The organism is Bacillota bacterium (assembly GCA_018333655.1).
Taxonomy (GTDB): Bacteria; Bacillota; UBA994; order UBA994; family UBA994; genus BS524.
In genome coordinates, this window is sequence record JAGXTJ010000037.1 from 1 (window position 1) to 15,481 (window position 15,481).

The 15,481-nt window shown below is 52.7% G+C and carries 14 protein-coding genes and 1 other annotated feature; all 14 genes read left to right on the forward strand.

Going from position 1 to position 15,481, the window contains the following annotated elements:
* A partial coding sequence (gene tuf, locus KGZ92_07480; GenBank protein ID MBS3889116.1) for an elongation factor Tu occupies window positions 1-248 on the forward strand: 248 nt, incomplete at its 5' end.
* 146 nt (window positions 249-394) lie between these two features.
* On the forward strand, window positions 395-544 hold the full coding sequence (gene rpmG / locus KGZ92_07485; GenBank protein ID MBS3889117.1) for a 50S ribosomal protein L33: 150 nt from the start codon (window positions 395-397) through the stop codon (window positions 542-544).
* An 8-nt stretch (window positions 545-552) separates the two neighbouring features.
* Window positions 553-768, forward strand: a complete 216-nt coding sequence (gene secE / locus KGZ92_07490) for a preprotein translocase subunit SecE (GenBank protein ID MBS3889118.1) — start codon at window positions 553-555, stop codon at window positions 766-768.
* A gap of 74 nt (window positions 769-842) precedes the next feature.
* Window positions 843-1,370 carry a transcription termination/antitermination protein NusG gene (gene nusG, locus KGZ92_07495; protein MBS3889119.1) on the forward strand — a complete coding sequence of 176 codons (528 nt, stop codon included), beginning with the start codon at window positions 843-845 and terminating at the stop codon, window positions 1,368-1,370.
* 32 nt (window positions 1,371-1,402) lie between these two features.
* The gene (rplK, locus tag KGZ92_07500; GenBank protein MBS3889120.1) at window positions 1,403-1,828 is read left to right on the forward strand and encodes a 50S ribosomal protein L11; all 426 of its coding nucleotides are present in this window, start codon (window positions 1,403-1,405) and stop codon (window positions 1,826-1,828) included.
* Window positions 1,829-1,884: 56 nt separating this feature from the next.
* Window positions 1,885-2,601 carry a 50S ribosomal protein L1 gene (gene rplA / locus KGZ92_07505; protein ID MBS3889121.1) on the forward strand — a complete coding sequence of 239 codons (717 nt, stop codon included), beginning with the start codon at window positions 1,885-1,887 and terminating at the stop codon, window positions 2,599-2,601.
* Between the two features lie 42 nt (window positions 2,602-2,643).
* Window positions 2,644-2,774 (forward strand) — a sequence feature (ribosomal protein L10 leader region).
* 24 nt (window positions 2,775-2,798) lie between these two features.
* Complete coding sequence (rplJ, locus tag KGZ92_07510; GenBank protein ID MBS3889122.1) at window positions 2,799-3,320, forward strand: 50S ribosomal protein L10; 522 nt, start codon at window positions 2,799-2,801, stop codon at window positions 3,318-3,320.
* A 35-nt stretch (window positions 3,321-3,355) separates the two neighbouring features.
* The gene (gene rplL, locus KGZ92_07515) at window positions 3,356-3,733 is read left to right on the forward strand and encodes a 50S ribosomal protein L7/L12 (GenBank protein ID MBS3889123.1); all 378 of its coding nucleotides are present in this window, start codon (window positions 3,356-3,358) and stop codon (window positions 3,731-3,733) included.
* Window positions 3,734-3,963: 230 nt separating this feature from the next.
* Window positions 3,964-8,031, forward strand: a complete 4,068-nt coding sequence (gene rpoB, locus KGZ92_07520) for a DNA-directed RNA polymerase subunit beta (protein MBS3889124.1) — start codon at window positions 3,964-3,966, stop codon at window positions 8,029-8,031.
* Window positions 8,032-8,079: 48 nt separating this feature from the next.
* Window positions 8,080-11,820: a DNA-directed RNA polymerase subunit beta' gene (gene rpoC / locus KGZ92_07525; protein MBS3889125.1), complete on the forward strand. Its 3,741-nt coding sequence runs from the start codon at window positions 8,080-8,082 to the stop codon at window positions 11,818-11,820.
* 460 nt (window positions 11,821-12,280) lie between these two features.
* On the forward strand, window positions 12,281-12,688 hold the full coding sequence (gene rpsL, locus KGZ92_07530; GenBank protein MBS3889126.1) for a 30S ribosomal protein S12: 408 nt from the start codon (window positions 12,281-12,283) through the stop codon (window positions 12,686-12,688).
* Between the two features lie 71 nt (window positions 12,689-12,759).
* The gene (gene rpsG, locus KGZ92_07535) at window positions 12,760-13,230 is read left to right on the forward strand and encodes a 30S ribosomal protein S7 (protein ID MBS3889127.1); all 471 of its coding nucleotides are present in this window, start codon (window positions 12,760-12,762) and stop codon (window positions 13,228-13,230) included.
* A gap of 40 nt (window positions 13,231-13,270) precedes the next feature.
* The gene (fusA, locus tag KGZ92_07540) at window positions 13,271-15,337 is read left to right on the forward strand and encodes an elongation factor G (protein MBS3889128.1); all 2,067 of its coding nucleotides are present in this window, start codon (window positions 13,271-13,273) and stop codon (window positions 15,335-15,337) included.
* Window positions 15,338-15,353: 16 nt separating this feature from the next.
* A partial coding sequence (gene tuf, locus KGZ92_07545) for an elongation factor Tu (GenBank protein ID MBS3889129.1) occupies window positions 15,354-15,481 on the forward strand: 128 nt, incomplete at its 3' end.

A 15,481-nucleotide genomic window follows, 5' to 3' on the forward strand; every position in this document is an offset into this window, starting at 1 on the left:
CACAAGAAGAAGGCGGACGCCACAAGCCCTTCTTTGACGGGTACCGCCCGCAGTTCTACTTCCGCACCACCGACGTCACTGGCGTACTCAACCTGCCCGAGGGCGTGGAGATGGTTATGCCTGGCGATAAAATCACCATGACGGTAGAACTTATTACTCCTATCGCTATGGAACCCGGTGTGCGCTTCGCCATTCGCGAAGGCGGCCGTACCGTTGGTGCCGGTGTAGTTACCGAAGTATTGCTCTAGAAAATAGAATTTAGCAGCAGGTGGGGCACGGGCAGCCGTGCCCCTACAAAATGCCTGTATTTTTTCTTGACAGTGTCATAACCCTATGATAACTTTACAAGGTAAGCCCTCTTTTTGTGGAGGGCAATTACGGGGAGGTGGATCTTATGCGAGTAGGTATTACGCTAGCATGTGCTGATTGTAAGCAGCGCAACTACCGTACTACTAAGAATAAGAAGTCCAACACTGAACGCTTGGAGATGAAAAAGTATTGCAGGTTCTGTAAAACCCACACAGCTCACCGCGAAACTAAGTAGGTGAGAGAGTGAAGTTTATACAGGCTCTGCAAGAGAAGTTTCTGCAACTCTCTAAGTTCTTGCGCGACGTTCGTCAAGAGATGCGCAAGGTAGTGTGGCCTTCGAAGAGGCAGACCATTAACTACACGATAGTGGTTGTGTTTGCCGTGTTCTTCGTGGCAGCCTTGACTGCCGTAACCGACGCGGCCTTAGGGGCTGTTGTTAGGCGGTTACTTGGTATCTAGCTGGCCAGATTTTTCTCGGGAGTTTCCCGTCAAAGGAGGTTGGGGCGCTATCCCACGATAGAGTCCCGCATGTGATGGAAAAGAAATGGTTCGTGGTGCACACCTATTCCGGGTACGAAAACAAGGTGAAAACCAATCTGGAGAAACGCGTCCAATCCATGGAAATGGAGGACAAGATTTTTCGGGTTTTAGTGCCTATGGAAGATGAGTTAGAGACTGGCCGAGACGGCAAAAAGAAACTGGTTAAAAAGAAAGTCTTCCCCGGGTATGTTATCGTGGAAATGATCGTCACTGATGATTCTTGGTATGTTGTACGCAACACGCCAGGCGTCACAGGCTTTGTCGGCACTGGCACTCGCCCTATCCCCCTAGAAGAGCACGAGGTGAAAGCTATACTGCGTTCGATGGGTGTTGAGGAGCCGCGTATTCGTATTGACTTTGCTTTGGGTGAGTCAGTGCGAATTAACGAGGGTCCTTTTGAAGGCTTGGTTGGCAAGATTGAGGAAATCATGGCCGACAAACAAAAGGTCAAAGTGCGTGTAGCGCTATTTAACCGCGAAACACCTGTGGAGCTGAGCTTTACACAAGTTCAGAAATTGTAGAACCTAAATTAGGGAAAGGGAGGTGGATGTAGTTGGCTAAGAAATTAGTTAAAATTGTTAAACTGCAAATTCCCGCTGGCAAAGCAACGCCTGCTCCACCGGTTGGACCTGCCCTGGGTCAAGCTGGTATTAACATTATGGGCTTTGTCAAGGAATTTAACGAACGTACGGCCAAGGACGTAGGGCTTATCATTCCGGTAGAAGTGAGTGTCTTTCAAGACAGGTCTTTTACTTTTATCCTGAAGACGCCCCCCGCGGCAATTCTGCTCAAGAAAGCTATCGGGGTGGAATCTGGTTCTGGTGAACCAAACAAGAAAAAAGTTGGCAAAGTCACACGTGCCAAAGTCAAGGAAATTGCCGAGCTCAAGATGCCTGATCTTAATGCCGCCAGCGTGGAATCTGCTATACGCATGATCGAGGGCACGGCAAGAAGCATGGGTATTGAAGTCGTCGACTAGTTAAGTGACCCGCGTGGGAGGGTTTAATCCCGCTACTACCACTGGAGGTGCGATAAATGGCCAAAAAAGGCAAAAAGTATTTAGAGGCGGCCAAGCTAGTAGACCGCAATGTCTTCTACGAACCCGCCCAAGCGATTGATCTCGCCAAAAAAACTGCGACTGCCAAGTTTGACGAGAGCGTAGAAATCGCCGTTCGTCTCGGCGTCAACCCAAAGCACGCCGACCAACAGGTGCGCGGTGCGGTGGTATTGCCGCATGGTACCGGTAAGACTGTGCGCGTTATTGTTTTCGCCAAGGGTGACAAAGCCAAGGAGGCCGAGAATGCCGGGGCAGATTTTGTGGGCGCCGAAGATCTCATTGCCAAGATTCAAAACGAGGGCTGGGTCGACTTTGACGTGGCCATTGCTACCCCTGACATCATGGGTCAGGTGGGGCGCCTAGGAAGAATTCTTGGTCCTAAGGGGCTCATGCCTAATCCTAAAATAGGCACCGTAACTTTTGATGTGGCCAAGGCCATTAACGAGGTTAAGGCAGGTAAAATTGAGTACCGCGTTGACAAAGCGGGCATAGTCCATGCGCCGCTAGGCAAAGTGTCTTTCCCAGCTGAGAACTTGCTAGGGAACTTCACTGCGCTAATGGAGGCTTTGATGAAGGCCAAGCCAAGTGCCGCCAAAGGTACCTATGTACGCACGGTAACTGTTTCTACCACCATGGGCCCTGGCGTACGCGTCAATGCCCAGAAGGCCTCTCTAGGCGGCGCGACACAGCAATAATTTGCGCTCGATTTGTTGACATGAGATTGTCTTCGTGCTATAGTCCTATAGTGTTCATCGCCGTAGACAGTAGGTGCAAAGCTTAAACGCGTAAGCGGCCTACCGAGGTAAGAGTGTGCTAGTTTTAATTACGCATGCCTTCCCTCTGCGGGAAGGCATGTTTTGTTGGGGAGTATCCTCCAAAGGAGGTGTTAAATATGGGCACTCGTGATGATAAACAACTAGCAGTGCAGGAACTTGTTCAGGCGCTAAGGCAAAATGAAGGGGTAGTCTTTACTAATTATCGCGGCATCAGTGTTATCAAAGACACTGATCTCAGGGCTAAGCTTCGCAAAGCTGGCATTGATTACCGCGTTGTCAAGAACACTCTCTTCAAGCGCGCTGCAGACGAAGTTGGCATTACCAACCTCGATGAGTACTTGCAGGGTCCGACGGCGATTGCTTTAAGCAGCGATCCAGTTGCTCCCGCGAAGGCATTGTCCGCTTGGATTAAGGCGAACAAAATGCTAGAGATTAAGGGCGGCATTCTCGGCGGTAAGACAATCAATGCGGCTGGGGTAACAGCTTTGGCTGAGCTTCCTCCGCGCGAAGTCATGCTAGGTCGCGTCGTGGGTACGATTCAAGCTCCGCTTTCTGGTCTCGTTAACGTGTTGCATGGTCCTCTCCGGAAGTTGGTATATGCCGTTGATGCGGTTCGCCAACAAAAGGAAGCCCAATAGAAGATTTGGCGATGCCTTTTAAGGAGGTGAAAATGATGAGTAAAGCACAAATTATCGAGCTGATTAAGAACATGACTGTTCTCGAGCTCTCTGAGTTGGTAAAGGCTTTGGAGACAGAGTTCGGCGTAACTGCCGCTATGCCCATGGCTATGGCTGCTCCTGCCGCTGGTGTGGCGCAAGCCGCCGAGCCGGTTGAAGAGCAAACCGAGTTCGACGTTATTCTCACCGCTGCTGGCGAGAAGAAGATCAACGTAATTAAGGTGGTGCGCGAAGTAACCGGTCTAGGTCTCGTAGAGGCCAAGGCATTGGTTGACGGAGCACCAAAGCCCGTAAAGGAAAAGGTCACTAAGGACGAAGCCGCTAAGATTAAAGCTAAGCTGGTAGAAGCCGGTGCAAGCGTAGACGTGAAGTAAAGCGCCTAAATTAAAAACTCGCCACTGGCGAGTTTTTTTATCTTGACTAACTACAACTAAATGTGGTAGTGTTTTATATTGTCACGTAGGGCGTAGAGTGTGCCAAATTTATGCATAACTAGGCTCTAAGAGGATAAAATAGCTTAGTAGGCATAACCAAGGGGGTTTTGTACCCTTTTTGGTTTTCGTGCTGCCTAAGTTCAGTATTACTCGTTAGGGGTGAAGCATTGATGGTTAAACCCATAGCGGAATGCAAGCGTAAACGCCTCCGTTTTGGTCATATCAATGAGGTCTTGCAGGTACCAAACCTCATTGAGATCCAGAGACAGTCTTTCGATTGGTTCGTGAACGAGGGCTTGGCCGAGACATTTCGAGACATCTCGCCAATTCAAGATTTTACCGGCAACTTAGTGCTGGAGTTTCTTGATCACCAGTTCGGTGAACCCAAGTACACTGTTGACGAGGCCAAGGAGAAGGACGCCACCTACTCCGCTCCGCTCAAAGTCAAGGTGCGATTAGTCAACAAGGAGACGGGTGAGGTCAAGGAGCAGGAAGTCTTTATGGGGGACTTTCCGCTGATGACGGAGAACGGTACCATCATTTACAACGGTGCCGAACGAGTTGTGGTGAGTCAATTGGTGCGCTCCCCGGGGGCCTACTATCATGACAGCCTCGATACCTTGGGGCACAGAATTTTTACTTCAACGCTTATACCTAATAGAGGCGCCTGGCTGGAAATGGAAACGGACACTAATGATGTTGTCTGGGCTAGAGTAGACCGCACCCGCAAGATTCCGGTGACGGTCTTGTTGCGTGCCCTCGGCTTGGGGCAAAGGCACGAGATAGTAAGTAAATTTGGCGAGAATGCACGGCTTTCAGCTACTTTTGATCGCGACAGTACCGAAAATTTATCGGACGGTCTGCTCGAAATATACAAGCGCTTGCGCCCTGGTGAACCACCAACCGTGGAAAGTGCCAAGGCTCTCTTGAATTCACTCTTTTTTGACCCCCGCAGATATGATTTAGCCCATGTAGGGAGATATAAACTGAACAAAAAGCTCTCCTTGCGCAGGAGGGTGATAAACCGCGAAGCGTCAGAGACCATTATCGCCACCGAAACCCTTTACCAACCTGAGACCGATACGGGCAGCCGTAGTCAGCTCGATAAAGGGCAGGTGCTAGTCGCGGCTGGCGAAGTGCTTGTGGAGAAGGGCCAGAGAGTAACGCGTGAGATCGCTGAACGGCTAGAGCAGGCAGGAGTAAACCAGCTCTTGGTCGAGAGGGCAACTCTTGATGCTGAGTCGAAGTCGGTCATTCTTTTGCTCGGCAATGGCCTGCGCCGCATTGATTGGGAGAACCTGGTGCGCACCAAGCGCCTCGCGGCCGATGTGCTAAGCGTGGACGGACGAGTTATTTTGCGTGCCGGCACAGTGATCGGGGACGGGGAGATTGCCACTTTGACCGCAGCTGCAGACAATGATGCTCTGCCCGAGCGCCTTATCCATATTGAAGAGCGCCGTCAAACTAAGGAAGTCGTCCTCACTCGCCGTTATAACCAGCCCCGCGAAAAGCACCTCACCCGCGATGACATCTTTAGCGCGGTAAACTACCTCTTGAGCTTGCTTGAAGGACTAGGCAAGGTAGACGATATCGACCATCTTGGCAACCGCCGTCTCCGCTCTGTGGGTGAGCTTTTGCAGAATGCGTTTCGCATCGGGTTGTCTCGCATGGAGCGGGTAGTTAAAGAGCGCATGACAATCCAGGACGTCGATGTTATCACGCCGCAGGCGCTCATCAATATTCGCCCTGTCGTGGCCTCAATTAAAGAATTTTTTGGCTCTAGCCAGTTGTCGCAGTTTATGGACCAGACTAATCCTCTGGCCGAACTCGCCCACAAGCGGCGTCTCAGTGCCCTAGGACCAGGAGGTCTTAGCCGTGAACGCGCCGGCGTTGAAGTGCGTGACGTGCATTTCTCTCACTATGGACGCATCTGCCCCATTGAAACGCCTGAGGGCCCTAATGTTGGACTGATCGGCAATCTCTCCACTTTTGCCCGCGTTAACTCTTACGGCTTTATGGAAACGCCTTACCGCGTAGTAAAGTCCATCGGCGATAAGACCTACGTTACGCTGGACTTAGAATATCTCACTGCGGACGAAGAAGATGAGTTTGTTATCGCTCAAGCTAATGCCGAAATCGAGCCTGCAGAAAACTTCGGCCTCGGTACGGCGCGCTTTACCAGTGAACGCACCACGGTCCGCCATCGCACGCAAATCAAGGTTGTTCCTGTAGCGGAAGTAGACTACATGGACGTTTCGCCCAAGCAGGTATTTAGTGTTCCGACCATCCTCATCCCCTTCTTGGAGCATGACGAGGCCGGGCGCGCGCTTATGGGCGCTAATATGATGAAGCAGGCTGTGCCACTCCTGCGTCCTGAAGCTCCTCTAGTTGGCACAGGCATGGAGTTTAAGGCCGCACTAGATTCAGGCTCGGTGGTTGCTGCGCGTCGCGCCGGAAAAGTTATTAGAGTTTCTGCCAAGAGTGCTTCCGTGGAAACGGCTGATGGCAGTGTAGATACCTATAAATTGATGAAGTTTGTGCGCTCTAACCAGGGGACCTGTATCAGCCAGAAACCCATTGTCGCCAAAGGACAAGAGGTGCATGAAGGCGAGCCCATTGCCGATGGCCCCGCTACCGATCTTGGCGAAATCGCCCTCGGGCGCAATGTCCTCTGCGCGGTTATGCCATGGGGCGGCTACAACTTTGAAGATGCCATTCTGATTAGCGAGCGCCTAGTACGCGATGACGTATTTACCTCTATACACATTGAAGAGTATGAGGCCGAGGCGAGAGATACTAAGCTCGGGCCGGAAGAAATTACGGCTGATATCCCCAATGTGGGCGAAGACATGATTCGCGACCTCGATGAACGTGGCATTGTCCGTATCGGCGCCGAGGTGCGCACGGGAGATATCCTGGTCGGCAAAGTCACACCTAAGGGCGAAACAGAGCTGACGGCTGAGGAACGCTTGCTCCGTGCCATCTTTGGTGAAAAAGCGCGTGAAGTGCGTGACACTTCGGCGCGTGTGCCGCATGGCGAATCTGGCCGCGTGGTTGACGTCAAAGTCTTTTCACGCGACAACAAAGATGAGCTGCCACCTGGTGTCAACATGCTAGTGCGCGTCTATGTCGCCCAAAAGCGCAAGATTTCCGAGGGCGATAAAATGGCGGGTCGTCACGGCAACAAGGGTGTAATTTCACGTATTTTGCCGGATGAAGACATGCCCTTTCTCCCTGACGGACGCGCGGTAGATATCGTGCTTAATCCGCTTGGCGTACCTAGCCGTATGAATATTGGGCAGGTGCTCGAGATGCATCTGGGCATGGCTGCCAAGGCTCTTGGCCTCCATTGTGCCACGCCAGTTTTTGATGGCGCCACGGAGAAAGACATAGAGGAGTTACTGGCTAAAGCCGGTCTACGGACGGACGGTAAATCGATGGTCTATGACGGCCGTACCGGGGAACGCTTTGATAACCCAGTGGCCGTAGGCTATGTCTACATGCTCAAACTATTTCACCTGGTTGACGATAAAATCCACGCCCGCTCCACCGGCCCCTACAGCTTGGTGACGCAGCAGCCGCTCGGCGGCAAGGCGCAGTTTGGTGGCCAGCGCTTTGGTGAAATGGAAGTCTGGGCGCTTGAGGCCTATGGCGCCGCCTACACTCTGCAGGAGCTTCTCACCGTGAAGTCGGATGACGTGGTGGGTCGCGTTAAAACTTACGAGGCCATTGTCAAGGGCGAAAACATCCCCGAGCCCGGCGTGCCTGAGTCCTTCAAGGTTCTCATCAAGGAACTGCAGAGTTTGGGCATGAATGTCAAGATACTCAGCGCTGACAAGCAAGAGATCGAAATGCGTGACACCGATGAAGACGTCAATGAGACGGTGCGCGAACTTAAGCTCAATATTGAGGGCGATGAAGACTTTGCCGATATTAGGCCTCGTCGCCTAGTTTCCGAGGTTACTCTTCCAGCTAAGAAGAGGGACGCAGACATACATGAGGAGGAAGAGGACATCATCGACACTGAAATGATTGCTGAGACACTGCGCACACGACTACTTCTTGAGGATGATACCGAACAAGACATTGAAGAGGTGCTTGCGTCCGCAGGTGACCTGTCTGAAGAAGAGGCAGAGGAAGATGATGCTGACTTGGCAACCATACTGCGCAAGAAACTAGCGCCATTTGCCAAGACTAGCCCGGAGGCTCATGCGCCCAGACCGAAAAAGCGTTCTTAGTGAGCGGGGCCGTGTTCTCTGCGAAATTACAGGAAGGGAGCGACCATTTTGCTGGATGTGAACGAGTTTGATTCCATAAGCATAAGTCTAGCGTCGCCCAATCAGATCAGAGAGTGGTCTAAAGGCGAAGTAAAAAAGCCTGAAACCATTAACTATCGCACTCTTAAGCCAGAGAAAGAAGGGCTCTTCTGCGAGAAGATTTTCGGCCCGACTAAGGATTGGGAATGCAACTGCGGCAAGTATAAACGGGTGCGCTACAAGGGCATCATCTGTGACCGCTGCGGCGTCGAAGTGACCCGTAGCAAGGTGCGGCGCGAGCGTATGGGGCATATTGAACTAGCGGCCCCAGTCTCGCACATCTGGTATTTCAAGGGTATTCCCAGTCGTATGGGCTTAATACTAGATATGTCGCCCCGACTTCTCGAGAAAGTCCTCTACTTTGCTTCGTATGTAGTGCTCGAGGCGGGCGAAACGGCGCTGAGCGAGCAGCAGATTTTGACCGAGAGCGAGTACCGTGAGGCCCGCGAGCGCTACGGCAGTAGTTTTCGTGCGGGCATGGGTGCAGAGGCGATCAGAGAACTGCTGTCACGCATTGACTTAGAGGCCATGTCTAAGGGCCTGCGCGCTGAGCTAGTAGAATCTACGGGTCAGCGCCGCATTCGGGCCATACGGCGCCTCGAGGTGTCAGAGGCCTTTCGCAAATCGGGCAATCGTCCTGAGTGGATGATTTTTGACACCGTGCCGGTGATACCGCCGGATTTACGACCCATGGTGCAGTTAGATGGCGGTCGCTTCGCCACTTGCGACTTAAACGACCTCTATCGCCGGGTCATCAATAGAAACAACCGTTTGAAGCGTCTACTAGAGCTAGGTGCTCCCGACATCATAGTGCGTAACGAAAAACGCATGCTGCAAGAAGCTGTTGATGCGTTAATCGATAATGGACGCCGCGGGCGCCCCGTGACTGGCCCTGGCAATCGCCCCTTAAAGTCCTTAAGCGACATGCTTAAAGGCAAGCAAGGGCGTTTTCGTCAGAACCTCCTCGGCAAACGCGTCGACTATTCCGGTCGTTCGGTCATTGTGGCCGGGCCTGAGCTTAGGCTCTATCAATGCGGCCTGCCGAAAGAAATGGCGCTCGAGTTGTTTAAGCCTTTTGTTATGAAGCAGTTGGTGGCCGAGGGTTTTGCGCAGAATATTAAGAGTGCCAAGCGCAAGGTAGAGCGTGTGAGCGAAGAAGTTTGGGATCTGCTAGAAGAAGTTATTACCGACCATCCCGTGCTCTTAAACCGTGCCCCGACCCTGCATCGTCTCGGTATTCAGGCCTTTGAGCCCGTCCTAGTTGAGGGACGCGCCATTAAGCTGCATCCCCTAGTTTGTGCGGCCTACAATGCGGACTTTGATGGCGACCAAATGGCGGTGCACGTGCCCTTGTCGGCGGAGGCGCAAGCAGAAGCTAGATTGCTTTTGCTCTCGTCCAATAATCTGCTCAATCCTAAAGATGGCAAGCCAGTAGTCACCCCGACCAAGGACATGGTCTTGGGCTGCTACTACGTAACGAGCTTTGACGGCGAAGCTAAGGGTGCCGGCAAGGTGTTCGCTAGCGACGAGGAGGCCGTCATGGCCTACCAGGAAGGCGTTATCGCTATTAACGCCCCCATCCGCGTGCGCAGGGAACGCAAGGCAGAGGACGGCACGAAGGTCAGGGTTATTATTGAAGCCACCATTGGTCGCATCATGTTTAATGAAACCATACCGCAGGACCTAGGCTTTGTTGATCGCCGTGACCCTAGCAAGGCTTGTGAGCTCGAGGTCAATGACCTCGTCACGCTTAAAGTCATGCGTAACATCGTTGACCGCTGCTACCGGAAGCATGGCAACACCATCACCACGGATGTTTTGGATAAGATCAAGATGCTAGGTTTTGAGTACGCTACGAAGTCTGGCATTAGCATCGCCATCACTGACGTAGTCATACCGCCGCAAAAGAAAGAGATTGTACGCCAGGCCGAAGACCAAGTGGCACAGATCGAAAGAGCCTATGGCCGCGGCATGATGAATGCCGACGAAAAATATCAGGATGTTATTGCCATCTGGGCGGAAACGTCTGGCAAGGTGCAAAGGGCACTCCTCGAAGCTATGCCTAAGTTCAACCCGATGTTTATGATGGTTGACTCCGGAGCGAGAGGTAACCTCAGCCAGATTACGCAGCTAGGCGGCATGCGCGGCTTGATGAGTGATCCCCTAGGCCGCATTATCGAGCTTCCTGTTAAGTCCAATTTCCGTGAGGGCCTTACTGTAATTGAGTACTTCACCTCCACGCACGGAGCTCGTAAGGGTTCGGCTGATACTGCTATTCGTACCGCGGATTCTGGCTACCTCACGCGGCGTCTCGTGGACGTAGCGCAAGACGTCATTATTCGCGAGGAAGACTGCGGCACGACTCTAGGCATTGTCGTTGATGCCATTAAGGACGGCAAGCAGACTATCGTTAATCTCGCCGACCGCATTCAGGGCCGCATATCAATCGAAAATCTGCAGGCTGCTCCCCACTGTGACCCGCTTACCGGCAACTTTGTCGCCGTACCGCCGGTCTTAGTGCAGGAAGGCGAGATGATTGACGACGAGGCCACCATTCAAGTAACTAACTACGGCGTCGCCATAGCGCACTCTGCCGGCACAGTAGAAAGCATTGACGACAAGAAAATAACGATTGTAACTAAGGATGGCGGCAAGTACAGCCTCTTCCGCGCTACGGCGGAGCAAAAAGTGCTAGTTGGCGTTAGCGAGGCAGTGCGCGCGGGGCAGCATCTTACCGAGGGCTTAGTGAAGTCTGTGCATGTGCGCAATGTGCTCACCTGTAAGAGTCGCTCCGGGGTTTGTATCAAGTGTTATGGTCGCAATCTAGCTACCGGCGGTTTAGTAGAAATTGGCGAGGCCATCGGTATTATTGCGGCGCAGTCCATTGGTGAGCCGGGCACGCAGCTGACCATGCGCACCTTCCACACCGGTGGCGTGGCTGGTACGGACGACATTACGCAAGGTCTGCCCCGCGTAGAGGAGCTCTTTGAAGCGAGAAGGCCTAAGGGGCAAGCCATCATCAGTGAGATAGAGGGTACGGTGCACTTCACGGAGACCAAGAAGAGCCGCGAGATTGAAATCCGTGGCTACGAGGGCGAAATCAAGAGCTACCCCATCCCTTACGGCTCGCGCTTAAAAGTGCACGAAGGTGCCTTTGTAGAGACAGGGCAGGAGCTGACCGAAGGGCCTATCAACCCCGGAGAGCTCTTGACCATCAGGGGCATGCGCGCGGTGCAAGAGTACATCCTAAAAGAAGTGCAGAAAGTCTATCGCTCGCAAGGTGTAGAGATCAATGACAAGCATGTCGAAGTTATTGTGCGTCAGATTCTCCGCAAGGTAAAAATCGAGGATTCAGGCGATACCTACCTCTTGCCGGGCGGCCTCATCGATGTGTTTGACTTCGAAATAGAGAACACGCGCATCCTCATGGAGGGCGGAGAACCCGCGGTGGCGCGCCCAGTGCTCATGGGTATCACCAAGGCCTCACTCGCCACAGACTCCTTCTTGTCCGCGGCCTCCTTCCAGGAGACGACCAAGGTGCTCACCGACGCAGCGATTAAGGGTAAAATCGATCCTCTCCTCGGGCTGAAAGAGAATGTCATCATCGGCAAACTCATACCCGCAGGCACAGGCATGAATCGCTACCGCAACATCAAGGTGGTTGTGGCCAGCCAAAACGAAGACGCAACCGAGCTGCTTACGAGCAGCTAGGCAAGAAGCAGGAAATAAGAAGCAAGAAGCAGGAAATAAGAAGCAAGAAGCAGGAAATAAGAAGCAAGAAGTAAGAAGTAAGAGGGGGAAGGTGCGTTTATCGACCACAGAGGGCCTGACTAGAGGTTAGAGGGTAGAGGCACGAAGCCAGAAGCAAGAGAGAAACAAAGAACTAGCTTCCTCAATCCTAAACACCATGTTCCTCTCTTTTCCACGCCTCTGTGTACTCTGTGGTTGAAACCGTCTCCCAGTACTCCCAGTAGTCCATCTTTCTCTCTTTTTCCTCGTCTCTGCTTACTCTGCGGTTGAAACTAACCATTGACAGCGTTAGGCGCAAATCGTATAATATTTTAGTGTTTCACTTATTTTTCTGCGCTGGTCACAGTAACCCCCTGTCGCGGTGACGTGGCAGGGGACTTACTCCCTAGATTGCTCTACCATAATGGAAGGAGGTGCGTGTATGCCAACAATCAGTCAACTAGTTCGCCAGGGCCGTCAAGCTCTAGAGAAGAAGTCGAAGTCTCAGCACTTACAAAGTTGCCCGCAAAGGCGCGGTGTGTGTGTGCAAGTTAAGACCATGAACCCCAAGAAGCCCAATTCTGCCATTCGTAAGATTGCCAGAGTTCGCCTCACTAACGGACTTGAGGTCACGGCTTATATCCCGGGTATCGGTCACAACTTGCAGGAGCATTCTTCGGTTCTTGTCCGCGGTGGACGTGTTAAGGATCTGCCCGGTGTGCGTTACCACATCGTGCGCGGCACCCTCGACGCCGGCGGAGTACAAAACCGTGGCCAAGGGCGTTCGAAGTATGGAGCCAAGCGTGGCAAACAGGCTGTTCCAGCCAAAGCTAAGGGTGGTAAAAAATAGTCGCCCTACGCTCGCTATAGGCACAACTACAGGCGAGCGAGTAACACATTGTTGTGAAGGAGGGAAATAATATGCCAAGAAAAGGTCCGGTCCAAAAGCGCGACGTTCTACCTGATCCCATTTACAATAGCAAGTTTGTAACTCGTTTTATTAACAAGCTGATGTATGATGGCAAGCGTGGTATCGCTCAAGGTATCTTCTATGATGCCATGGAGCGTGTGCGTGAAAAGACAGGCAAGCCTGCCATTGAGGTGTTTGAGACGGCCATTAAGAATGTTTCTCCGTTGGTCGAAGTCAAGCCTCGCCGTGTGGGTGGTGCAACTTACCAAGTGCCGGTTGAAGTCGGCGCAGAGCGTCAGAAGATGCTTTCGATCCGCTGGGTAGTGACGTATTCGCGCGCTAGAGGCGAAAAGACCATGCAAGAGAGGCTCGCGGCCGAGATTATGGACGCAGCGCAAGGCATGGGGGCTTCTATTAAGAAGCGCGAAGACACGCACAAAATGGCCGAAGCCAACAAGGCTTTTGCACACTACAGGTGGTAAAAAAACTTAATTAAATTTGCGTCAGAAGGGAGGGACTGTCATGCCGAGAGATATTTCATTAGACAACATTAGGAACATCGGTATCATGGCGCATATTGACGCCGGTAAGACAACGACGACAGAGCGCATTTTATTTTACACCGGCAGAACGCACAAGCTCGGGGAAGTACATGAAGGTGCTGCCACCATGGACTGGATGATCCAAGAGCAAGAAAGAGGAATCACCATTACCTCGGCGGCGACCACCTGTCGCTGGCGCGGTCTGCAGATCAATATTATTGATACGCCCGGGCACGTGGACTTTACGGTCGAGGTTGAGCGCAGTCTGCGCATACTAGATGGTGCGGTTGCCGTGTTTTGCGCCAAAGGCGGCGTGGAGCCCCAGTCCGAAACAGTTTGGCGGCAGGCCGACAAGTACCGTGTACCGCGGATCGCCTATGTGAATAAGATGGACGCCCTAGGGGCCGACTTCTCCCGCGTAATGGGCATGATGCGTGACCGTCTTGGCGCTAATGCTCTGCCGATTCAGCTCCCCATTGGTGGCGAAGATTCCTTCGTCGGCATGGTTGATCTTGTCCGCGAGGTGGCTATCGTCTACCTTGATCAAGATGGCAAGGCAGTAGAGGAACGCGAGGTTCCGGCGGACATGTTGGGCGAGGTGCGCTCTGCGCGCCACGAGCTCATTGAGAACGTAGCCATGCATGACGAGGAATTTATGATGCGCTACCTCGAGGGCGAAGAGCTCTCTCCTGCCGAAGTTATGGCGGCGCTACGCAAAGCAGTTCTCGTTGGGGGCATCATTCCCGTTCTCTGTGGCTCAAGTTACCGTAATAAAGGCGTACAGAGCTTGCTTGATGCCATAGTTGACTACTTGCCCTCACCCCTTGATTTGCCGCCCGTAGTAGGTTTAATCCCTCGCAGCGAAGAGGAGACTACGCGGCAGCCGAGTGATGCGGAGCCCTTCTCCGCCCTCGCCTTTAAGATTGTATCTGATCCTTTCGTCGGCAAGCTCGCCTATTTCCGGGTTTACTCCGGCAAGCTGGCAGCAGGTAGCTATGTGCATAACTCTAGCAAGGGTAAGCGCGAGAGGGTCGGCAGGGTGCTGCGTATGCATGCTAACCACCGCGAAGAAATTAGCGAAGTATATGCCGGCGACATTGCCGCCGTGGTTGGACTTAAGGACACGACCACTGGTGACACTCTCTGCGATGATGCGTCACCTATTATTCTCGAGTCCATCAAGTTTCCACAGCCTGTCATCGCGCAGAGCATCGAGCCAAACACCAAGGCTGACCAAGACAAACTCGGCTTAGCCCTGATGCGCCTGGCTGAGGAAGACCCGACTTTCCGCATGAATACCGACACTGAAACCGGCCAAACCATCATTCATGGCATGGGCGAGCTGCATCTTGACATTATCGTCGACAGATTAAAGCGCGAGTTCAAGGTCGGTTGTACTGTAGGCAGGCCGCAGGTCGCTTACCGCGAGGCTTTCCGCAACACCGTGCGCTCTGAAGGACGTTTTGTGCGCCAAAGCGGTGGTCGCGGTCAGTTCGGCCATGTGTGGGTGGAGTTTGAGCCTTTGCCCCCTGCCTCTGGCTACGTGTTCGAGAGCAAGGTTGTGGGCGGAACTGTGCCGCGTGAGTACTGGAATGCCATCAATGACGGCATTGAAGAGGCTCTGCAGAGTGGTATCTTGGCGGGCTACCCCGTGGTTGACCTTAAAGCCACCCTCTATGACGGCAGCTACCATGACGTTGACTCTTCGGAAATGGCCTTTAAAATTGCCGCATCGATGTGCTTCAAGAATGCCATGGCCAAATCTAATCCCATGCTCCTCGAGCCAGTCATGAAAATTGAAGTAGTGGTAGGCGAAGAGTACATGGGGGATGTCATCGGTGACATTACCTCGCGACGGGGCCGTATTGAAGGTATCGAGGCTCGCAGTGGTGCCCAGGTCGTGCGCGGCATGGTGCCACTCGCAGAAATGTTCGGCTACGCTACCGACCTGCGTTCCAAGACACAGGGTCGCGGAAATTACACTATGGAATTCTCTGCCTATGAAGAAGTTCCTAAGTCCATCAGCGAAGCAATTCTCAAGCGTTAGTTAGGAGGTTACGATAATGGGTAAAAAGAAGTTTGAGCGCAATAAGCCGCACGTAAACGTAGGAACGATTGGTCATATTGATCATGGTAAGACGACGTTAACGGCAGCCCTCACCACCGTTATAGCGACAGCTGGCGGAGCCGA

Bases quoted from the DNA above. Each gene is read 5' to 3' on its own strand.
- rpmG (MBS3889117.1), top strand. From the start codon at position 395: ATGCGAGTAGGTATTACGCTAGCATGTGCTGATTGTAAGCAGCGCAAC.
- rpsL (MBS3889126.1), top strand. From the start codon at position 12,281: ATGCCAACAATCAGTCAACTAGTTCGCCAGGGCCGTCAAGCTCTAGAG.
- fusA (MBS3889128.1), top strand. From the start codon at position 13,271: ATGCCGAGAGATATTTCATTAGACAACATTAGGAACATCGGTATCATG.
- rplJ (MBS3889122.1), top strand. From the start codon at position 2,799: ATGGGCACTCGTGATGATAAACAACTAGCAGTGCAGGAACTTGTTCAG.
- nusG (MBS3889119.1), top strand. From the start codon at position 843: ATGGAAAAGAAATGGTTCGTGGTGCACACCTATTCCGGGTACGAAAAC.
- rpoB (MBS3889124.1), top strand. From the start codon at position 3,964: ATGGTTAAACCCATAGCGGAATGCAAGCGTAAACGCCTCCGTTTTGGT.
- rpsG (MBS3889127.1), top strand. From the start codon at position 12,760: ATGCCAAGAAAAGGTCCGGTCCAAAAGCGCGACGTTCTACCTGATCCC.
- rplL (MBS3889123.1), top strand. From the start codon at position 3,356: ATGAGTAAAGCACAAATTATCGAGCTGATTAAGAACATGACTGTTCTC.
- rplA (MBS3889121.1), top strand. From the start codon at position 1,885: ATGGCCAAAAAAGGCAAAAAGTATTTAGAGGCGGCCAAGCTAGTAGAC.